This is a genomic window from Lujinxingia litoralis (genome assembly GCF_003260125.1).
Classification (GTDB): Bacteria; Myxococcota_A; Bradymonadia; order Bradymonadales; family Bradymonadaceae; genus Lujinxingia; species Lujinxingia litoralis.
Map to the genome: position 1 here is coordinate 119,846 of NZ_QHKO01000005.1, position 22,110 is coordinate 141,955.

The following is a 22,110-nucleotide window of genomic DNA, read 5'->3' on the forward strand; positions in this document are numbered from 1 at the left end:
GCAGGCGTTACTTCGAGCGGGTTAACGCCAGCCAGGAGAGTTCGGTCTGCCCGCTCAGGCGGATGCGGCGCAGGGCCAGGTCGAGCACCATCAGCGCCAGGGCAATCAGGAGCACCCAGGGCCAGAGGTGGCGTCGATAGCGGACCTCCTCGTCATTAGCATCGAAGATCGTGGCCGGGAGCGGGTCGACTTCGCCCTGGCCCAGGGCCACGGCCTGGGCGATCAGCGCGCGTCGGGGCTCCAGGTAGGTCATCTCGGAGGGGTAGGGGTAGGCCAGGCTGGCCTGGCTCACGGCAAAGGTGTCGCCCTGGCGATCGTGCTGGGCGGAGAGCTGATAGGCGCCAAAGTCGCGCAACGCAAACTCCGCCTCAAAGCGCCCCGGGGCGCGCTGGTGCAGCGTGATTGCGCTGTCCTCTCCGGCCGGGTCGGTGACGCGCAGAGTGCTCTCCAGATCGTTGATAAAGCGGTCATCGGGACCGATGGCATCGACCATCACCCGGGCGCGATCGCCCTCCAGGGTGACGCGCATGGGCAGTCGGTCGCGGTCGTCGGTGCGCATCGTGTCCCGGATTAGCTGCGCCCAGAGCTGGGAGTATCCCGGCCAGCGGACCCACTCGGCGCCCCAGCGGTTCTTGATATCGGAGGTGAAGGCCGCAGTTTTGCCCAGCCCCACGCGCCAGCGCGCCAGGAGGGGATCGCCGCCTTCGGCCGCCAGGAGCAGTTCGGCCTGGGGTTTGGCTTTGGTGGTGACGTAGCCCATCAGGTATGGCGAGGCGTTCCAGGCAATGCCTTCCAGGAGCCGGGCGCGGCCGACCACCTGGGCGCGGATCGGCTCTTCGGCCAGGGCGGAGCGGGCCACCGTGCGCGTTTCCTGCGTGAAGATCTGCGGCACGTTGTAGGGGTTGTTGGTGAAGTGATAGCGGCCGGCGGCCCGGTCGGCGATGCGCCGGAGCATGGAGGTTTCGGCCCCGTCGCCCACGGCCACCGTGGTGACGGTGATGTTCTCCAGATTCATCGCCGGCATGATGCGTGTGAAGATCGAGCCGGGCTCCGACATGCCGTCGGTCAAGAGGATCACGTGTTTGACCCGGGCCGAGGCAAAGGCCAGCTGTTCGTAGGCCTCGTTGAGGGCGAGTTCAATGTCGGTGCCGCCGCGGACCTGCAGGCGGTTGATGGAGCTTAAGATCCGGGAGCGGTTGGCCGCCGGCTGCAGGCGCACAATGGGATCGACATCTTGATCAAAGGCGATCACGCCCACCTGGTCGCCGGGCTGCAAGACGTTGACCGCGGCGCGGGCGGCGTCTTTGGCCAGTTCAATGCGTTCGCCGGCCATTGAGCCCGAGCGGTCGATGAGCATCAAGAGCGCCAGAGAGGGGGTCTCACGCTGGCGTTCCCCCTCAAAGCTCAGAGGCATCAGGCGCTCCACGGCGCTGCCTTCCCAGCCGCCCGGGCCGAAGGAGTCCTGCCCGCCGGCCATGATCAAGCCGCCCCCGAGGTCGCGCACATACTCGGTCAGCAGGGCCTGCTGCGTGGCGCTGACGTGTCGAGAGTGCACATCGGAGAGCAGGACCAGATCAAAGCGGTCGAGCTCCTCCTGGGTGCGGGGGATTCCGGCGGGACTGCGCGTCTCTACATCGAAGTTCTCATTCCGCAGGGCCCGTTCCAGGTGGTGGCGAGAGCGCATTTCGCCTTCCACGTAGAGGATGCGGGCTTTGCCGCGGATATGGGCGCTGTACATGTAGGTGTTGTTCGCCTGGTGGGTGTCCGGGCCTTCTACGTCCATCTGCAGGCGGAACTGGCGAAATCCCGCTTCGTAGACTTCGGTCTGAAAGCGCACTTCGGTCACGCCGGCCTGCAACTCCACGTCTTGCTCGGCGTCACGGTACTCGTTCTGCCAGAGGGTCAGGCGTGCGGTGGTGGGGTAGGTCGAGAAGATCCGTGCCACCAGGTAGAAGGGGGCGCCCAATTCGATGTCTTCCGGGACGTCGATCGCTTCGATCAGCACCTCCGGGGGCTGCTCAAAGGCGATGTCGGCCGCGTAGATGCGGATACCAAAATCGGCGGCCCGGTGGGCTTCGGCCAGAAAGTCGCCGCGGGTCTGGTTGCCATCGCTGATCAGCACCAGGCGCTTGAGGTGATCGTCGGGAAAGAGCCCGTAGGCCATGCGTAGCGCGGCGCTGATATCGGTCTGAAGCTGCGGGTCGGAGGCAAGCTCCTGGAGGGCGGCCCGGGGCGTGTCCTCGGTTTCGGGGGCTTCGGCCGGCGTGGGCTCGGCCGCGGGGGGGCGCAAAAGCGCCTGGTAGCGGCCGTCGGCCCCGGGTTCGATCACGTAGGGATGGGCAGCAAAGCCGATGACCTGGATCTGATCGTCATCGGCCGCGGCGTCGACATAGGCGTTGATGCGTTCCAGGGCTTCCTGGAGTGCGGCGTCGGGGAAGGAGGCCGATGTATCGACCACCACGATCGTGGCGATGCGTGAGTCGAAGCTCGTCACCACCGGCTGGGTCAGGGCCAGGACAAGGGTGGCGATAAGTAAGGCCCGCAGGCCCAGGTTGAGTAAGCTCTGGTAGAGCGGGAAGTCCGAAAGGGTGGCGCGCGCCACCACCGCGAGTAGCGGCAACAGCAGCAGCAGACCCAGATAGTGTGGGGCCATGAGCTCGAAGGTGCGCTCGCCATAGACCACGCTCCAGGTCTCGGCGGCGCTGTCCGCCACACGAGCCAGGTAGGCCCAGACGCCCAGGGCCCACAGCACGACGAGACCACTCCAGAAGAGGACTCGGCTGAGTATCGATCGTGAGCCGATCATTCAGTCCACCTGCGGTTGTAAGTCAGCCACTCCAGGAAGAGGAGTCCCATCGCCAGAAGTACCAGCCAGATCCAGATGTCGCGGCGCTCAAAGATCAGCCCCTCGGTGGTGCGCGCTACCTGAGCGTCGGTGAGCTCAAGCTCGGCCGGGGCGATGCGGCTCTCGGCCGGACTGGCGAGGTTGGCGGCCACCGCGATGGGCGCTTCGTCTCCCGCGGTGACGGTGTAGAAGCCGGGCTGGTCGGTATAAAACATAGCCTGGCCCTGGTGCAGCGCCGCGTCGGTGGTGCGCCCATCCGGTGAGGTCACGCGTGCCTGAGATGCGTCCCGGGGGACGGGAAGGCTGACGGTGCGTCCCGTTTCAAAGGCGTACATCAGGTCGACGTCGTCCTGAGCAAAGTAGTCGACGATGTTGAGGATAAAGATCGGGAAGGCCACCCGCAGCGGGAAGTCGCTCTCGCGCAGATCAAAGCCCACCGCCAGCATGCGCCGCGTCTCGGTGGTGCGCTCCACAATCACGGCCTGCCCAAAGGCGCTGGCCACCGCCGTGTCGCCGGACTCGCGGCGGAAGGTCGAGGTGCGGGCGATGTTGAGATCCTGGAGGTTGATCCAGCGCATCAGGGGGTGACTCTTGGAGATATCGGTGAGGATGGGTTCGTCGTCGACCCCTCGAATCTCAAAGGGCGAAGCGCCGGCCGGTGGGTTGAAGAACACCAGATCGCCGGAGACCGGCATTTCGGGGGCGACGTTGTCGAAAAAGGTGACATCGAACGCGCGCTCCGGATCGTAGCGATCGGGGTGCACCCGGGTGACGTTGATATGGGTGTTGAGCAGGAGCGGGCCTTCCAAAAAGAGGTTGCCCGTGGACACTACCTGCACCTCCAGGGTGCGCGCCGGCGGCAACACCGCGTACGCGCGATCATCGAGGGGGAAGGCATCGTCGGCGTCGGCCGTGGTCACGCGCACCCGGGCTTCGAGTTCTTCGCCGGCAAAGGCCTGCCCCGGGTAGAACTGCCGGTGCACCTCCTGCGGGGCCAGCTCCATGGGGAGCGTCTCAATGATGCGTCCCTCGGTCAGCAGCTCCAGGCGAGCCTGAATCGGCCGCTCAAAGGTGCTGGTGATCTCGACAAAGACCTCGTGATCGAGGCGGTTCGAGGGATAGCGGCGGGCGTTGAAGCCGGTGATCGCCAGGTTGTCGGAGCGCTCCCCGTAGACGATGTGGCGTACTCGCACCTTGTCTCCGATGGCGAGCGTGTCCAGCGCGCTATCCTGAAGACCAGCGCCATCGCTGAGGAAAATGAGTTCGGCCTGCCCACGCTCCCGCAGGCTGTCGCGGGCAAAGCTCAGAGCCTGCGGAAAATCGGTGGCGTTGGCGCTGATGGAGGCCGCGCGAAGCGCGGCTTCCAGGGGCTGAGTCTCGCGAACAAAGGGCCCCAGGGGCTGCACCCGGTTGTTGAAGAGCGCGACCATGACCCGATCGTCGCCGCCGACGTTTTCCAGAAGCGCCAGCGCCTCCTGTCTGGCGAGCTCAAAGCGGTTTACCCCGCCGGTGACATCGGTGGCGCCCATGCTCGCCGAGGTGTCGAGCATGATCAGCAGGTGACGGCCTTCCACGACTTCGTCTGCGGAGCGCGGTCCCAGTGCGGCAAAGGCAATGAGCCCGGCAATGATCATGTAGAAGAGCCAGGAGAGCAGGCGCTTGAAGCGACGCCACCAGTCGGTCTGGCGTTTTTTCTCGGTGAGCACCCGGCTCCAGAGCGCGGAGTAGGGCACCTGCACCCGGCGTTTGCGCAGGCGGAGCAGGTAGAGCGCGGTGATGAACACCGCGACAAACCCGGCCACGCCCAGCACGCTTTCTATGGGTAGGCCGGTTAGTTGCATCGACGACTCCCGATCATTTCAAAAATCCCCCGGCCCGGAACACCCGCAGAATCAGCTCATCGAAGCTCTGCTGGATGGGCGCGCGAAAGTACAATATCTGTCGGCTCTTACAGTAGCCTTCAAGTTCGGCGCAGAACGCTTCGAAGACCTGGCGGTAGGCCGCCAGCAGGGCCGGGGTGACGGTGATGTCGCGGGTCTCTGCGGATTCGCAGTCCACGATTTGCACTTCGCCGTGAAACGCCAGGTCGAGTTCGCGTTGATCAAAGAGCTGAATGACCATGGGCTCAAAGCGATGGTAGCGCAGGGCGTTGAGGCCCTCTTCAATGCCGGCCGGATCGTAGAAGTCGGAGATGACCACGGCCAGACCGCGACGTTTATTCTGCGAGACGAAGGTCTTAAAGGCGTCGCGCAGCGAGGTCTGCTGGCCGGGCTCCACGCTGTCGAGGAAGTCGAAGATTTTGAAGATCTGCGCTTTGCCTCGCCCCGGGGGCAGTCGCCCCTGAACCCGGGAGGAGAAGGGGATGATGCTGACCCGGTCCAGGTTGCTCAGTCCGATGTAGGCCAGCGCCGCGGCCACCTGCCGGGCGTAGTTCCACTTGTTGGGGGAGCCCAGGTGCATTGAGGCGCTGGCATCAACCAAAAAGTAGATGTGGAGGTCTTCCTCTTCCTCGTAGAGCTTGAGGAAGAGGCGCTCGGTGCGACTGTAGACGCGCCAGTCCAGGCCTTTGACGTCATCGCCCGGGGTGTAGGTGCGGTAGTCGGCAAAATCCAGGCCCGAGCCCACGATCTTTTTCTGGCGTTTGGCGCGCTGGCCGGTGGCGGCCATCTTGCGGGAGACGATGTAGAGGTAGTCGAGTTTTTTGAGAAACTCATCGTCAAAGCGCGCGTCGGCGGGTGGTTGTGCGGTGGACCTGGCCACGGGAACTCACTGCGTTCGAGAGGGTCGGGGGGCAGAAGGGGCAGACAAAGTCGAGGCGTATCAGCTCGCCTCGGGGGTCGCCTCAATGATCTGCTCGACGATGGTGTCGGCGGCGATGCCTTCGGCCTCGCCCTCGAAGTTCAGGATGACGCGGTGACGGAGCGCGTTGCGAGCGCTCTGGCGCACGTCTTCACAGCTGACGTTAAAGCGCCCGTCGATCAGCGCTCGCACTCGGGCGGTGGTCATGATCGCCTGGGCGCCGCGTGGCGAGGAGCCAAAGCGCACGTACTGGCGCGTGATGGCCGGGGCGCCGGGGTGCTCCGGGTGCGTGCCCTGAAGGATGCGCAGCGCGTAGTCCTGGACGTGGCGCGCCACCGGGACCTCCCGCGCGAAGCGTTTCATCTCCAGGAGGCGCGCCTTGTCGAGCACCGGCGTGACCTGAGGTTTTTCCACCTGGGTGGTGCGCTCCATGATGGTGTGGAGCTCCTCAAGGTCGGGGAACTGCACTACGAGCTTAAACAGGAAACGGTCGAGCTGGGCTTCCGGCAGCGGGTAGGTGCCTTCCATCTCCAGCGGGTTTTGGGTAGCGAGCACAAAGAAGGGATCGTCCAGGCGGTAGGTTTCCTTGCCGACGGTGACGCTGCGCTCCTGCATCGCCTCCAGCATCGCCGACTGCGTCTTGGGTGTGGCGCGGTTGACTTCGTCGGCGAGCACGATGTTGGAGAAGATCGGTCCCCGCTCAAATTTGAAGTGCTTCTGGCGGTTCTCATCCTCGACGATGATGGTGGCGCCGACGATATCGGTGGGCATCAGGTCGGGCGTGAACTGAATCCGCGAGAAGTTCAGCCCCAGCGCCTCCGAGAGGGTGCGCACGAGCATGGTTTTGCCCAGCCCGGGCACGCCCTCCAGCAGGACGTTGCCGCCGGCGAGCATGACCTGGATGACGCCGTCGATGATCTCGCGTTGCCCGACGATCATTTTGCCGACTTCTTCGCGAACGCGGCGGGTGTCCTTTTGAAAGGCGTCGACCTGGGCCTGGACCGAGGCGTCGGGGGCAGATGCTTCACTGGCCATGAATGATCTCCAAAGGAGCGGGTAGGGCCGCGCAGCTCAGGGCTGCTGCGGGCGAATGAGCTGGAAATAGCGTTTGATGAAGTGGCGGTAGCCTTCGGGCACGTCCTCGCGTTCCATGACTTCTTCGGCGATGGACTCGTAGTCGGCGTAGACTTCCTGATACTCGGTGGAGGCGAAGCCCTCTTCGCTGGCGCCGCGGATCACTTCGGAGCGGCTTTTGCCCGAGGAGTTTTCCTGGCCTCGGGTCTGACTCTGAATCGTTTCGCCTTCGCCCGGGCCTGGCGAATCCTGACCGCCCGGGGCCTGCTCGTCGGGGCCGTCACTGCCGGGGGCGTCGCTCTGGCCCGGGTTGTACTCGCCACCGCTGGCGTCACCTTCGGTGTTGGGCTCGCCCTCGCCGCCTTCCCCCTCCGGAGGAGCGCCGCCGGCGGGCGCTTCCTGGCCGGCCTGGCCCTCCTGGCCGGATGCGTCTTCGGGGGTGCCTTCGCCCAACTGGGGTTTGTCACCCTCACCGGGTTCGGAGCCTTCGTTTTGTTGCTCGCGCGCGCGTTGCTCATCGAGGGCGGCGTCATCGCGGGCTTCGGCCTCTCCCCGGGCGCGTTCCATGAAGTCTTCGACCTGGTCGCCGCGGCGCTCCTGGGTTTCGGACTGCTCGGCGGAGCCTCGGGCCATGCTCTCGCGCATCTCCTGCATCTGCTGGCGAATGCTCTCGCGGCGCTCCTGGCGTTGGCGCTCCTTGTCCGCCTCCGAGAGCTGCTCGGAGGCGTCATCGAGCTTACGGCCCACTTCGTTGCGGTAGTCCGGGCGTTCACCATCGCGTTCTTCGGCCTGTCCGGCGATGCCTTCTTTGCCATCTTCGGAGCCCTTGGCGTCGGCCAGATACTCGTTGGCCACTTCGTCGAGATCGCGGGAGAGGCGCTCCAGCTGGTTCTTCGCCTCGGAGGTGTCGTAGTCCTGGCGCGCGTTCTCGGCGTTGGAGAGCATCTCCTCGGCTTCGTTGAGTAGGGCGCGTTGCTCATCGTTGAGCTGGCTCTCGTCGCCGAACTGCTCGGCGAGTTTTTCGAGGGCGTCGCGATGCTTCTCAACGAGCTCCTGGAGGCGCTCGTCTTCGGCGTCGAGCCGGTCGGAGAAGGCCTCAAAGAGCTCGGCCAGGCGTTCGGCGCGTTCCTCGGAGATGCCCTCCTGTTGAATGGATTCGGCCAGCTTCTCCAGCGCTTCGCTGGCCTCGGCCATGTCCTGACGACTCAACGCATCGAGGGCTTCTTTGAGTTCGGGTTCTTTGGCCAGCGCCTCGGTGTGGTCGGCGGCGACCTCCTGGGCCATGTCGGCCAGCGCCTGAGTGAGGGTGTTCAGCTCTTTGGCGATGACTTCGTCGGCTGCGCTAAATCGCTCTTCGATCGCCGCGAGCTCCTCAAGAAAGTCGCGTTGCGAGATCTCTTGAGCCGCGGCCTTGTCGAGCAACGCTTCCATGGCATCGAGCATCGCTTCGGCTTGTGGGTCGGGATCCTCGCCGAGGGTTTCGCGCAGGCGCGCCAGGCGATCGCGTTCCAGGGCCAGGGTGGCATCGTCGACAAAGGCCTCATAGCGGACTTCAAAGGGAGGCGGCAGCGGCTTGACGTGATCCGGCAGGGGGACGAGCCCGACGCCGATGACCACCAGGGCGCAGACGGCCAGCAGAGTAGTGTCTGGCGGGCGTGTCCAGGGGGTGGCCTGCTGCAGATCCACCCGGTCGAGGTGGGCGAGCGCATCATCGAGTTGAGCGCTCGCAAACGCGCGGGCCGCCGGAGTCTGCGGGGGCGCCTCCATCAGGCTTAACGCCGTGGAGAGGCGGTCATGGAGCTGGTGGTGGGCGTCGAGGCGCCGGGCGAGCTCAATGCGATGGAGCGGTCGTCGCCAGCCCCACAGAGCGGCCGAGAGGATCAGCAGGGTCGCGAGCAGGGGAAGGGTCCACCACCACTGGCTTGCCAGCCAATCGGTGCGCAGTGCGGCCACGCCCACGGCGCTCAACATCAGCGCCACGCAGGCTCCGACAAAGGCCGCGTAGACCGAGCGCTGAAGACGCACACGTCGCTCCAGGCGATCGATCATCGCGACAAGCGTCTGAATCTGATTGGAGGGAGACTTCGACATCGAGACCATGGAGACAGCTTAGCAAAAGGGCCGGTGGCGACAACCACGACCGAGGAGGCTCGTCACTTGGACGGGGGATGCCGGAGATTCAATCAAATAATTGCATGAATGTCGGCCGTGGGTCGGGCTGCTGCGGGGCCGGGGTGGCCGACTCCTCGGTGGGCTGATGCGCTTCGAGCGCCGGCGGCGGGTTCTCCCGCTCGTAATCGGCGCGGAAAATCGGCTCGCCATCTTCGGGAATGTAGAACTCCGGCGGTGCCTGCAAGGCTAGCTCCATCTCCTCGGGCGTGATGCGCTCGCGGCTTTCCATCGCCCGGATGTAGCGCGACATGCGCCGGAACCACGATGGGGAGATGGCGCCGCGATCGTAGTAGGAGTGGTAGCGCTTGGGGCCGGGGATGATGCTGACCAACCAGGCCACTTCGCCGATCGTGAGGGCGTCAGGGCGCTTGCCGAAGTAGTGCACCGCGGCCTCGTGGATGCCAAAGACGCCCGGGCCGTATTCGATGATGTTGAGGTAGATTTCGAGCAGGCGTGCTTTGGGAACATCCGCCACGCTTTCCATCAGCCAGACGAGCGTGGCCTCCTGGAACTTGCGCGCCAGGACTTTCTCTCGGTCGAGAAAGAGATTTTTGGCCAACTGCATGGAGATGGTGCTGGCGCCACGCACGAATTTTCCGGCCCGCAAGTTGGCGGCGACCGATTGTTTGATCGCGTAGAAGTTGAACCCGGGATGATCGAAGAAGGAGTTGTCCTCGGTCGTCAGGATCGCGCGCACCATGTAGGGCGAAATATGGTGCAGAGGCACAAAGACATAGGCTCCGTAGCGTCCGGGGTTGACTTGATTTTCCCGCGCCTGGCGAGAGGCCGGGGATGGACCACTCCAGCGGGGCACATCTTCGCGAGCCGGCGCATTCCAGTCGCCGAAGAGCGCGTCCAGGCCAGATGTGGGTTCCTCGCGCTCTTTCCAGGGCCGGGCGGCGGCCTGGGCGGTGGCGTGGCGGGTCAGCCAGTACTCCGGGGAGTTGATGGCATGGCGCGGGATGCCCAGGCCCGAGAACCACGCCGGCACCTCCGGCCAGCCCCGGCGTCGTCGTCGGCGGTCGATCGACTCGATGGTCAGGCCGGCGTTCTCGACGAGCCAGGGGGCGGGAATCGGTCGTATGCCGGGGATTCTCACCGTCCGTGTGTAAGACTGTTGGCGCGTGTGTCGGTAGGCCTTGACCTCCCAGTCATCTTCGATGGTGTGCTCGAAGCGATCGAAGAGCTTATAGACGTCGACGGCGTGCGGCAGGTGCTTGACCTCCAGGTTGAGAACCTCGGGTGAGGCGTCCCACTGCATGCGTCCGGCGTCGTAGAGGGGGAGTTCCAGGGCAAAGGTCCAGCCAAAGGTTCCTGAGAGGCGCATGCCCGCCAGCGGCCCCAGGATGGCTTCCGGGATCGCGTCGATGATCGTTTGCACCGGGGTGGTGGGGAGCTCCAGGTTCACATCCATGCGGGCGGGGCGGCGGTTCAGCCCGTCGAGGCCATAAAACGCCAGGCCGAAGCTCAGCTCTGCGTCGCGATGGCGGGCGGTGCCGCGTTCAATGACAAAGGCGCCGGCGGTAGGCGGACTGGACGCTTCTTCGGCCGTTTCCGGCGGCTCCTCGGTCGGGTCCCTCTCTTCGAGGGGGGCCGGCCGCAGCAGGCGTGCCGGAGGAATGGCCGCTTTGGGATCAAAGTACCCGGCGACCGTGAGGCTGGCTTCGCCCAGTTCGATGGGCGCCGCGGCCACCGGAGCCAGCTGAGCGCGAAACCCGTCGATGGCAAACATGCCCTCAAAGGATGCGCGGCCGCGTTGCTCGCTCTCCCCCATGTCGAGTGTGGCGTTGAGGCGGCCGCCAAAAAGCTTGCTGGAGACGCGTTTGCCGCCGAGCTGGGCCAGCTGAGAGAGTTCGAGCTCTTCGACATCGATCTCGGCTTCCCAGCCCCCTTTGCGATAGGGCAGGCTCAGCGTGATATCGACGCGCGCGGCCGGATCGCCACCCTCGATCAGCGCGTGTGCCTCCAGGTCGATCTGGCCCTGAATCGGCCGATGTTTCACAGCGAGCTTACCCTGACGAAGCGCGAAGCGGGCCAGGGGAGCGCTCAAATCGGGGTGGGGACGCGGATCATCGACCTCAATGGTAGCCTCGGTGACCTTGATATGTTGAGGGAGCTTCTCGGTCAGCAGGTCGCGCAGGGAGGAGCCGCTGGGGGCGGGCACCGGTGCGGGGGAAACGGTCAACTCATCGGCCTCATCGGGGATATCCTCCGGGGTGGCGAGGGGAGTGTCCGGGCTTTCGACGAGTGCTGCCGCCATGGCCTCGGCGACCTCCCCGGCAGTGCGCACGCTGAGCTTCGCTGCGCGCCGGGTTAACAGCGCCTCCAGATCCCCCACGTTGGACGCTCCGTGGGCGGCGTAGGTCAAGCGCAGCTGCGGCTGGTCGACCTGCATGTCCTGCACGCGAAGATCGGCCAGGCTCGCGCTAAGCTCCCCCAGGCCCAGGCTGGCCAGTTCGCTCCGAAAGAGAGGCTCGGGGCTGGGATCCAGGTGGTTACGTAACGCGAACTTCCGAACCTCCACGCGGTGGTCCTCCAGGATACGCAGCCCTCCAAGTTCAAACGCGAGAAAGTCGTAGGGGGCCGGGGCCCGGGCGCGAATCGGAGTTGAGAGGGTCAGATCCAGGGAACTGTGGGAGAGGGGGGCCGCCAGGACGCCTTCCACCAAGAGGCTCTCGGGGAGGGACAGCACATGATCGGCAAGCGGCGTAAGCTCCAGCTGTGCGCGGTAGGGGGCGCGGGTTTTGTCGCCCTCCAGGGTCAGCTGCTCCGAGCTCAACGCAGCCAGCGGCCAGCGCGACGGCGTCTGCACGTCGGTGAAGGTGGCGCGCAGCCGCCGCACTCTCACGTCGGGGAACTCGCCGCCGAAATGACGAAGTGCACGGGACTGCAGTGCGTCAAGCCTGGCCGCCAGCGTGGGCGCGGGGGCCTGCGACGCGTCCTCGCTCGCGCTGTCGTGGTCGGCCTGGAGCGCGAGCAGCCGCTCCAGGCTGTGACGACCGCTCTCATCGTAGCTCAACGCCAGCTCGACGCCTTCCAGGTGGACGGCACTGATCGACGGGGAGCCGCTCAGTGCAGAACTCAGCGCCGCGCTGATTTCCGCACGCTCAATCGAAAGCATGGGGGTATCTTCGCCGGGCAGGCGAACTTCCACCGGACCCACTTCCACGCCGCTGAAGCCGCGGGTTTTGAGCGTGCCCGTGGTGATTGTGAGTCCGGAGCGCGCTTCGATTCGCTCGATCTGAGAGGTGAGCACGCGCCCGGCCAGGCGAGGAACAAGGAGCCAGGCGCCGCCACCGAGGAGGAGAAGAAGGAGAAGGACTCCCGCCCCGATCTTGAGCAGTCTTTTGGAGGTTGCAGACCCTCCGGGCTGCTCTGCGGTGGTGTGGGTCATGATTTCCGTGAGGCTGATGGATGTTAAGGCGCAACGCGCGCCAGGCGCCCTACGCACCCCCTGTCGAATTATCCGAATCGGAGCTAGAAATCAAAGCGCCATGTGGCCGCTGGCCAGCTCTGAACCGATCCTTCGCAAAGAGCGCGCTGGCGCTCCGCCTCACTGCTGACAGCTGGTGTCGTGATCGCTGCCGGTTCGTCTACAGCAGGGGCTGCCTCCCGGCTCGATGCAGCCATGCTGGCAGTGAGTGCACGACGTTTGGGCGTCTCGCACGGTGGCGGTAGGGTAGCGCTCGCAGCCCGTATCACCGCAGCGCCACGTGTGAAGCACCTCTTGCCCACACTGGCATACCCCCCCCTCGTGGCAGCAGTCCGCAAGGGAGTCTTCATCCACGATCCACTCGTCTGCTCGCTGAGTGCAGTCCTCGCAGGTCGCGCACCCGCAGCTGGCGTTTGTCCCCTCGCAGACCGGGACCGAGATGCAGCTTCCTTCCGAGCATACCCCCATTATGCAGCTGTCAGTGTCATTGAGGTCGCAGGAGCGTCCCGCGGTGTCTACCACGCAGCTGTGTTCTTCGACGTTTATGCGAGCGGTACATTCTCCCGTGGTCGGCTCACAGATCTCGCGTTGGCAGGTGCGTGTGCGGGTGCCCTGGGTGCCACACGTGGAGCCCGTCTCACAAGGGGAGTAGTCCACGCAGCTCTTAGGCTGACAGGTCGTGCAATTGCTTTGGATGACGTCGGTGTTAGTCACCTCATATGTGCACGCAGTACCATCGCAGCTGTACTCGCGATACTCTCGTGTCTGGCACAGGCAACTCGACGCAGTCGAGCCGGTTCCGCAACAGGGTTCGGCAGTGCCTCTATTATACCAGCCGTCACGCAGACTGCAGTCCTCGCAGCTCTCGCAGCCGCAGCTTTCGGTGGTGCCTTCACAACGGGGGCTGCTCTGACACTCTCCGGCGCCGCAGGTTCCGGTCGAGCAGGCATCGGGCACCGCGCAGCTGAGGGTGTCGGTGTCCCGCGGACAGGCCTCGGTTTCGTTAAAGGGGGCGTCGGCGTCGACGCAGGCTCCTGCCTGGCAGGCCTGGCCGGTGCAGGAGCGAGTGCGCTCGCCGGTGAGCGCGCAGGTCGACGACCAGCTGCACTCTCCCCAGGAATCGCACTCCGCGGCGCAGGGCGCGCAACCGCTGGTGCGCGTCTCCTGTCCCAGAAAGATTTCCTTGCAGGTGCCGTCCTCGCAGCCGGGGCCGAAGCGCTCCACGTCCTGGCACATGCAGGTCTGATTGCCCTCACAGCAGGGGTAGGGATCGCCAACTTCTCTCTCGTACGACTCGCCAGGACAGCTGCCACACTCCACGTTTCGAGGCTCGCCGCAGCGGTCGGTCACGCTGAGCGGTCCGCACACCGCGCCGTGATCTGCACAGAGCGCGGAGTCGGACTCAGGTACACAGACGTCGGGGGTGTCTGCGGTATCTCCCAGGCCAAGGTCTAGAAGATCGTCGGTTTTCACCCAGTAGCCCTCGGTGCACCGCTGATCGTCTCGCACTTCGCCCTCTTGCTCGCAGCGCACCGACGCGAGCTGAGCCGACTCAAAGGAACACCCGGCCAGCAGTAAGAGGGCGCTCGTAAGGATCAAGGCGGCGAGTGCAAGTGAAGACGTTCTGGGCGTTCCCATCGCTTCTCCTGGAATATAGCGGTGCATTAGCGGCCGGCTTGGCGGCTGTGTCGTGAATGAACATGAGTCTCACAGATAGTGACTCTAACGTGTTGGCTGACCCAGGCCAAGCGAGTCGGGGCCGCCTTGACATTTATAGGTGGCAGGGCAATCTTCACCCCGACTCGCGCCGCCCGGCGCGCGGCCATCGATGACATCAAGGAGTCCGATCATGCCAAGCTGGAAAGACGATCTCGTCAACAGCGCGCTCAAGGCGCTGCAGAGCCCCACAGCGCAGAAGCTCATGAACAACGAGAAGGTGCAAAAAGGCGTAAGCAAAGCCTTTCGTGCCTCGTTTGAGATCAAAAACGGCATCGACGAAAAACGCGACGAGTTTGCCCGTCGGTTTAACCTGGCCACCCGCGATGATCTGCGCACGATGAAGCGTGAACTCGATCGTCTCCACCGTCAGGTCGATTCGCTGAAACGAGCCCAGAAGAAAAAAGAAGACGAAGAGGGCTGAATCCAGGCCCCGGGGCAACCCCATGAGAACGTTTCCTGTGGTCGGACGCATGGTCGCGACCTGTTTTGTGTTGGGTGCGCTGACGCTGGGCACTCCACCCTCGGCTGAGGCACATCTGGCGAACTTCGGGAGCTGGGAGATCACCCGTGGCTATCTCCAGGAGATCTTCCCGGATGCGACCGATTTCTTGCGTCGTCGCGATACCTACTCCGAGGCGCAGGTGCGCCAGATCGAAGCCGAACTCGGATTTGAGCTCTATCCGGAAGATCGAAATCCCGAGTTCTATATCGCCGTCGATGAAAGCGGCGGCAAACGGCGCTTTTTAGGCGTGGCAATCTTTATCGACCCCCGCGTCGAATCACGTCTGCTTGAGGGGAATGTGGTTCGCATTGAAGTGGGCATCGGAGTTGATGCGCGCGGACGCGTTAAGCGGGTACGCCTCTTTGATTATCGAGGCGACCGGGCGCTGACCCGAGGGGAGTTTCTGGATCAGCTGGTGGGCTTGAGTTTGGACGATTCGTTTGACGTGGGGCCGGATAAGTCCATTAAGCCGGTGGCCAACGAGCCGGTCGAGAGTCAGCTGGTCGCGAACGCCGCCCGCGAAGCGCTCTACCTGATGAAAGTCTCTCTGGGGCAGGGCGGCTGAGGCTTGCCGCGCGCACTTTCTCTCTACAGCTTGCTTTGAGGACCGTTGTGAACCGACCTTTGATTCTGGTGTCCAACGACGATGGGATTCATGCTCCCGGCATCGAACTGCTCGCCGGGGCCATGGAGGCGTTGGGAGAGGTCTGGGTCGTGGCGCCGGCCACCGAGCAGAGCGCGGTGAGTGGGGCGATTAGTCTGCGCCAGCCCCTGCGCATCGTGGAGCACGGGGAGCGCCGGCTCGCCGTCAGTGGGACGCCCACCGACTGTGTGTACATCGCGCTCAACCACGCCCTTCCGCGCCGACCCACGCTCTGTGTCAGCGGGATAAATCACGGGGCAAATCTGGGCGATGACGTGCTCTACAGTGGGACGGTCGCCGCGGCCATCGAGGCAACCCTCTCCGACGTGCCCTCCATCGCCTTTAGTCAGGCCGGTCGCGGTGCGTTTGAGGAGCGCCTGCTCGCTACCTGGGTCGAGCGCATCGCGCGGGCAGCGCTCGCGCGCGGGATGCCGCGGGCGACCTTCCTCAACGTGAATTTCCCTCCCACGCTCTCGCCGCAAAGTAACATTCGCGTCAGTAAGCTGGGGCGCCGCAATTATGGTCGCCAGGTCGTTGCAAAAGAAGACCCGCGTCATCTTCCTTACTACTGGTTGGGTGGCTCGGAACTCGGGTTTGATGATATGCCCGGCAGCGATTGCAATGCCGTGGCTGCAGGCGACATCAGCCTGAGCCCGGTGGACCTGGATCTGACCCATTACCGATTCCTCGGTGAGCTGCGCCAATGGGACGAACTCCAACCTGTGTCCGATATGAACTCGGATCAGCCGACGCGAGACGATAATGAGTGATTTAAGCCAGAAAGTTCATGAGACCCTGCGCGACGTCCCGAACTTCCCCCACGAAGGCATTGTTTTTAAGGACATCACCCCGGTACTCGCCGACGGCGTTCTCTTTGGTGAGATTATCGAGGCCTGGCGGGAGCGTTACGCCTCACAAAACATCACCAGCGTGGTCGGTATCGAGTCGCGGGGCTTCATCTTTGGGGCGGCGCTCGCCAACGCGCTCGGAGTGGGGTTCACGCTGGTGCGTAAGCCCGGAAAGCTGCCCTACGAACGCATTGGGGTCGACTATACCCTCGAATACGGTACGGACCGCGTAGAGATGCACGTTGATGCACTCAAGCCCGGCGATCGTGTGGTCGTGATCGACGATCTCCTGGCGACCGGCGGCACCTGTGGTGCGAGCATCACTCTGGTGCAGGAGCTGGGCGCCGTGGTGGTGGAGTGCGCATTCCTTATTGAGCTTGCCTTCTTAAAGGGGGGAGAGCGTCTTAAGGGTGTGCCTTACCACGCGTTGACCGTGTACTGAGCGACGCCGCCCGAAAACGGTAACTCAACGTTTCTCAACCCCGTCCTCCACGTGAGGGCGGGGTTTTTTGTTGAAGGGGGGCGGCGCAGGCGGTGAGTGGGGGGTGTGTGTAAAACTATGTAAACAATAGCAAGGTAAGTCGACGCTTCCCGACAATAGATCGACATGAGCTGGTGCCAGCTCGACAACCACGGGTGTTGAGAGATGAGGGAGGCAGGGATGCGGTGGAGCGTTGGGGTGGTGATAAGCATCTGGGTGGCGATGATGCCGTTGGCGTTGAGCGCGCAGCATTTGGCGCCGGTCGTGTGGTCGGAGCCCGGAGATCGCAGCACGGTCGTGGTGATGGCGTTGAGTGCCGAAGAGGCTGATCTTCAGGCCCGCGATCACGTGCGCAGGAGCCTGGAGAGCTGGTCGTCCCTTCGGATGGTTGATGCGCCGGAGGCGCTGCCCGAGGTCGACGAGGCCGATAAACAAACATGGATCGAGCGCAAGGAAGCCGCCGAGCGTGCGTACTTCTATCAGGGCGCCGAGGCGGCTCGTGCCATGCTGGAGCAGCCGGTCGAGCAGGCTCTTAAGCAGGTTGAACTATGGGGAGGAGATCCGGAGTTTGCGGAGGCGGTTCAATACGCCGCGCTCTATCTGGCGCGTGCGCTTCTCGATCTCGAAGAGCCGGAGTTGGCCCGGGCGCTGACCGCGCGCTTGACCGAACTCTTTGTGGCTCAATCTGTGCTCGGGCAACGCTGGCCGCCGGAGTTGGCCCAGGTCTGGGAGGAGGCGCGGGCGTCCCTGGCTGGCGATGATGCCTGGATGAACCTGAGAGCCGTAGAGGGCTGGGAGTGCCCACTGTATATCAATGGACAGCGGGTGCACGTACAGCGCCTGCGCGTGCGTCCTGGTGGACGCTACGTGCTTTCCAGCCACTGCGCGGACCCCGCGCCCGGGATGCCTGATCCGGCGGCGTGGTCAGTGGTCGGGAGGGCGCCTGGCGAGAACCGGTATGTGTACTGGCCGGGCGCGTTTGCTGCCGAAGCCCCGAATGAAGACGGGCTCGCGGCGGCAGCCGCTACGCTGGGGGTCGAGGTGGTGGTCGTGGTCGGGAAGAGTGCTCGTTGCTCCGAGGGCGCTGAAGCCGGGGATGGCGAGATATGCGTGTGGAGTTCGTCGGCAGAAGAAGACGCGCGCTACGCGCCTGGCGAGGGGGCAGCGGCGCAACGCTCCCTGGGGGCCATTCTTCCCGAACTCTATGCGCGCGCCGGAGCTCCCGGGATGATGCCTGTCACCGAGCCGCCAAAGCCTTCTGTGGCGAGGCGTGGCGCCATCATCGGCTCGTCGTCGGCGTTGGTGGCCGGTGCTGCCTGGATGGGATGGGCGCTGATGGAGTCCCATCGCTACCGGTGTTCCGCGCAAACTGGTGGCGATTCGTTCATGAGTTGTGAAGGCACACAGGCCTTGCACTTTGAGAGCGACGCCGAGCGACTGGCCAGCGCCAGAGCGAACCACCTTCATCGCCTCGGCGCCGGCATCACCATGGGGCTGGGTGCGGCGGTGCTTGGCGCGGTGTTGCTCAAAGGATCGGCACGTGAGCGGCCGATGCCCGCAGGAGCCCCGGCCCTGGAGGTGGGATTTAGTCGGGATGCCGCCAGTGTGCAGGTTCGGGGGCGCTTTTGAGCGCCGCGTCGGCGGGAGGAGGGGGCGACCTCGACACTCGGGGCCCCCGTCCAGCGCATTCAGGCACGCGTTGCCATCGGTTGGGCGTGAAGAACGCCAAATCCGGCGGCGGCATAAATGACGATCAACGCCACCGCCAGGCTGTACCAGGTGAGGGCGTAGCCGAAGTGTTTTTCGGCGGTGAGGTAGGGCTCAGTGATATGAGCGAGGCTGGCGATCGGGTAGGGCTCACCGGAATGGTCTGGGGCGAGCGTGACGATCACGGCACGTTGCGCGGTGGTTCCTTCAAGCGCGCTGTGCATGCCTTCGGTATCGTAAGAGTCCCAGAGCAGAATCGCCTCGGATGCTTCGCCGCGCGCCAGACGTTGGCGCGCAGGCGTGTCGGCGACGACATAATCCAGGAAATGCACAAGCCCGTGGAACTCTTGCTCTCCGGCGCTGGCTTCCAGAAGCGACCGGGCGATGGCCTCACCACGCTCATAAGGCACCCAGCCACGGTTGATCAGCAGAAGTTCGTCCGAGGGCAGTCGCAGCGGGCTTACAAGCCAGTAACCCGGCTTATTTTGATGGACGCGATGCTTGATCAAAAAAGCCCGGTCGCTCAAAAACTCGCCGCGGACCGTCACCGGGTGGAAATCAAGCTCGCCGCGATTCAGCGCCGCCAGGTCGGAAATAGGGCGGGGTGTGGCCTCGGCGAGGGCGTCGCGCTGCCCCTCGGCGTGTGACTTTTGCTGGTAGCGCAGGGCCTGCCAGCTCCCCAGCGAGAGGAGAATCCCCAGACCGAGCAACGCAAAGAACGTGGCGATGGGCCCCGGGGCCTTAAAACGTCGGGATGACATCAGGGTCCAAAGAGCTGGTTACGTGTGCCGACAAGAATCATGATCAGGACCAATACGGCGATGATGATCGCGGTATTGCGATTGCGACGTCGGGTGGCCTCATCGATTTGGAAGCCGCCGGGGCCCGGCACAGGTTCTGGGCTCGAAATGGCGTCTTCGTTCGAGCGCTGCTCGGTCATCGCGGGCCTCGATTGGAGCGCGACATCGAGCTGTCGGCATTAAAGAAGGTGTACGCCAGCGTGACTTCTTTGACGTGCTCGGGAAGCTCGGGATCGAACCAGAAGTACAGCGGCATCGAGTAACCGGATTCGCCGTCGATGGTCTGCTCGACAAAGCAGAAACACTCGATCTTCTTAAAGTAGGGCGCGGCTTCGGGCGGATTGATGTCGTAGACGGCCTTGCCTTTGACCGGGAAGGGCGCTTCGTTGAACGCCTCGAAGGTCACCAGGCGCTTGGCGCCGGGGTGCACCTCGACGTGCGACTCGTCGACGCGAAAGGTCCAGGGCAGCTGACGTTCGACGTTGGTGGCAAAGCGCACGCGGACCGTGCGGCTTTCATCGACGGTCACGCCTTCGTAGACGTCGGAATCCCCCGTGAAATAGGAGGACCCGCCCGGATCGATCTTCGCGCATACCCAGCGGTAGAGCGGGATGGAGGCGAAACCAAAGAGGAACATGACCACGATTACGCTGATGAGCCATTTGCTCATCTTTGCGTTACGTTCGGCCATTTCAGATGTGACAGTAGAATGCGGTGAGCTCGCCATAATGACGCTCCCAGGCTCAGGGGGTGGCGGTCCATACCGGGGCTTCGGTGGCGTTATGCAGGCGACGAATCTCGTCGATATCCTGTTCGGCACGCATCCGATCGGCATCGCGCTCGATCGCAGCCAGGTAGTGGCGCTCGGTGAAGTGGTGTGTCTGCAGGCTGTCCACGCTCATCGCCGCGAAGAGCAGCCCCAGGTAGATGATGGAGAATGCAAAGGTGCGCTTGGCCCAGTGATCGGTCTTATCGAAGGCCACGCGAATGCAGCAGTAGGTGAAGCCGGCGCCCAGGATCACCGCGGCGATCAGGTAAATCAGCCCCACATCCCCGGTGAGTCCCAGCGCCAGAGTCGTGGTCAGCAGCAGCAGCATGTAGACGAGCATCTGCAACTTGGTGGTGTAGTGGCCGCGTACATTGGGCATCATCGGCACATTGGCCTTGCCGTACTCCACATCTTTATAGAGGGCCAGCGCCCAGAAGTGCGGCGGCGTCCAGAAGAAGACGATCGCAAAGATCAGCCAGGGCGTGATGCTCAATTCACCGGTGACCGCCGCCCAACCGATCAGGACGGGGAAGGCCCCGGCGGCGCCGCCGATCACAATGTTTTGCGGAGTGCTGCGCTTGAGCCACATGGTGTAGAGGACCGCGTAGTACGCGTGCCCGGCAATGCCCATCAAGGCCGCCAGCGGGTTGACCAGGAAGGTGAGAATCATCACCGCGCTGAGCCCAAGGACACCCGAGAAGATCAGCGCGTGGGCGGGCTTGATCGTCCCGACCACCAGGGGGCGGTGGGCGGTGCGGCCCATCAGCTGATCGATATCCTGATCCCAGACCATGTTGATGGTGTTGGCGCTGCCGCAGATAAGCACTGTGCCGAGCGTCGCCCAGATCGCCGTCCAGAGCTCCGGGACTCCGCCGGCGGCAACCAGCATCGTACAGAACTGAGTGATGACCAGCAGGCGCAGGATGCCCGGCTTGGTCAACTGCGCAAATTCGCGCGCCAGAAACAGAAATCGTTGAACGCCTTGCATCGGCCAGACTCTTGAGAAGGGCAGTACAGGAAGGGGCTGCAAAGGGGCTCGCATGGCGAGCCTTGATCGCGCCAACCTAATCATGGGAGGGGGGGACTTTCAAGCCAAGAGGGCAAATTGTCGCGCAGGATGTGCACAAAAAACGCCTCACATCGAACCCTGATTCAGGTCGACGTGAGGCGATGAAGGTCGTGCAGGCCGCGCTGGTCGCTAGCTCAACCGCCGTTCCAGGGGAAGATCCCGATGGTCAGGAAGATCGAGAACATAAAGGGCGCGCAGGCCAGCAGAATGATCGAGGGGCGCTCCGCGATCAGGTGCATGTAGTACCAGGCAACCATCCAAGTTTTCACCAGCGCCAGGCTGATGAGTGAGATGACCACAAAGGTACGAGGGAACTGGAAGCTCAACCCGATGATCTGCGGTTCAGGGATGATCACTTCGACCAGCGTCAGGATGAGCAGGGCGAGCCAGACCCACATGTACTGGCTGTAGAGGAAGTCTACCCCCCAGCCCCAGCCCTCGTTCGGGTCTTTGGTTGCGTCGTGAGAAGCCATGTCAAAAGTCCTGTAGATGCGTTGTACGAGTCACAAGGCGCGCAGCCTGACCTTAAATCAAGTACACGAAGGTAAAGACCAGAATCCACACCAGGTCGACGAAGTGCCAGTAGAGGCCGGCGATCTCTACGACGGAGGTGTCATCCTTACTGATCTTGCCGCTCTTAAGGCCCAGGTAGATGATCACGTTGTAGATCACCCCGACCGAGACGTGCAGGCCGTGGAAGCCGGTGAGGATGAAGAAGGTAGCCGCAAAGTTGACGCTGTACGCTGCCTCATAGCCCTCGTCAAAGAGGTAGGGCCACATGTCCAGGATCAGGTGCGTCCACTCGAAGCCCTGAATACCCAGAAAGAGCAGGCCGCCGATAATGGTGGCGAGCATCCACTTTTTGGCGCGGTCCATGTTGCCGCGCATTTGCTCGGCGAGCACGTGCACCATGGAGACACTGGAACAAATCAGGATGAACGTGTTCAGCGCGGTGAGCTGAATTCCGGTAAAGCCGAAGGCTTCGATGGGCAGGGGCCACTCGCTGCCCGGGGTCCAGCGCAGGCGAGCGTAGCCAGCCAGCAGACCGGCGAAGGTCATGGCGTCCATGACCAGGAAGGTCCACATGCCGATTTTGCCGTTGGTTACACCCAACGACTCTTCGCCGATCATCGGATCTGCCGCAAGGGAGGCGTCTTGTGTTGCCATTTCAATGACCTCTTAAGTCAATTACTCGTATCAGGAAAGACTCTGGCGAGGCGCCCCTACCCCGCGGTGTGGGCGAGGGCGC

18 protein-coding genes are annotated in these 22,110 nt (G+C 63.8%); 5 read left to right on the forward strand and 13 right to left on the reverse strand.

Annotation, left to right across the window (positions count from 1 at the left end):
- Positions 1-7 precede the first annotated feature (7 nt).
- The 7 genes from DL240_RS12045 to DL240_RS12075 form a co-directional block, all read right to left on the reverse strand.
- Positions 8-2,806, reverse strand: a complete 2,799-nt coding sequence (locus DL240_RS12045) for a VWA domain-containing protein (protein ID WP_111730149.1) — start codon at positions 2,804-2,806, stop codon at positions 8-10.
- Positions 2,803-4,686 carry a vWA domain-containing protein gene (locus DL240_RS12050; protein ID WP_111730150.1) on the reverse strand — a complete coding sequence of 628 codons (1,884 nt, stop codon included), beginning with the start codon at positions 4,684-4,686 and terminating at the stop codon, positions 2,803-2,805. The genes DL240_RS12045 and DL240_RS12050 overlap by 4 nt, the downstream gene beginning before the upstream one ends.
- 13 nt (positions 4,687-4,699) lie before the next feature.
- Positions 4,700-5,605: a DUF58 domain-containing protein gene (locus DL240_RS12055; RefSeq protein WP_199589803.1), complete on the reverse strand. Its 906-nt coding sequence runs from the start codon at positions 5,603-5,605 to the stop codon at positions 4,700-4,702.
- A 60-nt stretch (positions 5,606-5,665) separates the two neighbouring features.
- The gene (locus tag DL240_RS12060) at positions 5,666-6,679 is read right to left on the reverse strand and encodes an AAA family ATPase (RefSeq protein ID WP_111730151.1); all 1,014 of its coding nucleotides are present in this window, start codon (positions 6,677-6,679) and stop codon (positions 5,666-5,668) included.
- Positions 6,680-6,715: 36 nt separating this feature from the next.
- Entirely contained in the window at positions 6,716-8,809 is a 2,094-nt protein-coding gene (locus DL240_RS12065; RefSeq protein WP_146618267.1) for a hypothetical protein, read from the reverse strand.
- An 88-nt stretch (positions 8,810-8,897) separates the two neighbouring features.
- The gene (locus tag DL240_RS12070) at positions 8,898-12,284 is read right to left on the reverse strand and encodes a biosynthetic peptidoglycan transglycosylase (RefSeq protein ID WP_111730153.1); all 3,387 of its coding nucleotides are present in this window, start codon (positions 12,282-12,284) and stop codon (positions 8,898-8,900) included.
- 159 nt (positions 12,285-12,443) lie between these two features.
- Positions 12,444-13,961 (reverse strand): hypothetical protein, encoded by a 1,518-nt coding sequence (locus tag DL240_RS12075; RefSeq protein ID WP_111730154.1) that lies wholly within the window; start codon positions 13,959-13,961, stop codon positions 12,444-12,446.
- A gap of 211 nt (positions 13,962-14,172) precedes the next feature.
- Between DL240_RS12075 and DL240_RS12080 the strand changes: the two genes are divergently transcribed.
- The 5 genes from DL240_RS12080 to DL240_RS12100 all read left to right on the forward strand — a co-directional run bounded on the left by DL240_RS12080 (position 14,173) and on the right by DL240_RS12100 (position 18,145).
- Positions 14,173-14,463 (forward strand): hypothetical protein, encoded by a 291-nt coding sequence (locus DL240_RS12080; RefSeq protein ID WP_111730155.1) that lies wholly within the window; start codon positions 14,173-14,175, stop codon positions 14,461-14,463.
- A gap of 22 nt (positions 14,464-14,485) precedes the next feature.
- Complete coding sequence (locus DL240_RS12085; RefSeq protein WP_146618268.1) at positions 14,486-15,109, forward strand: hypothetical protein; 624 nt, start codon at positions 14,486-14,488, stop codon at positions 15,107-15,109.
- A 47-nt stretch (positions 15,110-15,156) separates the two neighbouring features.
- Positions 15,157-15,957, forward strand: coding sequence for a 5'/3'-nucleotidase SurE (gene surE, locus DL240_RS12090; protein ID WP_199589804.1), 801 nt, complete (start codon positions 15,157-15,159; stop codon positions 15,955-15,957).
- Positions 15,950-16,477, forward strand: coding sequence for an adenine phosphoribosyltransferase (locus DL240_RS12095; protein WP_111730158.1), 528 nt, complete (start codon positions 15,950-15,952; stop codon positions 16,475-16,477). Before surE ends, DL240_RS12095 begins: the two co-directional genes overlap by 8 nt.
- Positions 16,478-16,696: 219 nt before the next feature.
- On the forward strand, positions 16,697-18,145 hold the full coding sequence (locus tag DL240_RS12100) for a hypothetical protein (RefSeq protein WP_146618269.1): 1,449 nt from the start codon (positions 16,697-16,699) through the stop codon (positions 18,143-18,145).
- A gap of 59 nt (positions 18,146-18,204) precedes the next feature.
- Here the strand turns inward: DL240_RS12100 and DL240_RS12105 are convergent, their stop codons facing one another.
- From DL240_RS12105 to DL240_RS12130, 6 genes are all read right to left on the reverse strand, one after another.
- Positions 18,205-18,984 (reverse strand): SURF1 family protein, encoded by a 780-nt coding sequence (locus tag DL240_RS12105; protein WP_111730160.1) that lies wholly within the window; start codon positions 18,982-18,984, stop codon positions 18,205-18,207.
- On the reverse strand, positions 18,984-19,163 hold the full coding sequence (locus DL240_RS12110; protein WP_111730161.1) for a hypothetical protein: 180 nt from the start codon (positions 19,161-19,163) through the stop codon (positions 18,984-18,986). Before DL240_RS12110 ends, DL240_RS12105 begins: the two co-directional genes overlap by 1 nt.
- A complete protein-coding gene (locus DL240_RS12115) occupies positions 19,160-19,858 on the reverse strand; it encodes a cytochrome c oxidase assembly protein (protein ID WP_111730162.1) in 699 nt (232 codons plus the stop codon). Before DL240_RS12115 ends, DL240_RS12110 begins: the two co-directional genes overlap by 4 nt.
- A complete protein-coding gene (locus tag DL240_RS12120) occupies positions 19,767-20,780 on the reverse strand; it encodes a heme o synthase (RefSeq protein WP_158542520.1) in 1,014 nt (337 codons plus the stop codon). Before DL240_RS12120 ends, DL240_RS12115 begins: the two co-directional genes overlap by 92 nt.
- A gap of 215 nt (positions 20,781-20,995) precedes the next feature.
- The gene (locus DL240_RS12125; RefSeq protein WP_111730164.1) at positions 20,996-21,334 is read right to left on the reverse strand and encodes a cytochrome C oxidase subunit IV family protein; all 339 of its coding nucleotides are present in this window, start codon (positions 21,332-21,334) and stop codon (positions 20,996-20,998) included.
- A 52-nt stretch (positions 21,335-21,386) separates the two neighbouring features.
- A complete protein-coding gene (locus DL240_RS12130; RefSeq protein ID WP_111730165.1) occupies positions 21,387-22,028 on the reverse strand; it encodes a cytochrome c oxidase subunit 3 in 642 nt (213 codons plus the stop codon).
- Positions 22,029-22,110 lie beyond the last annotated feature (82 nt).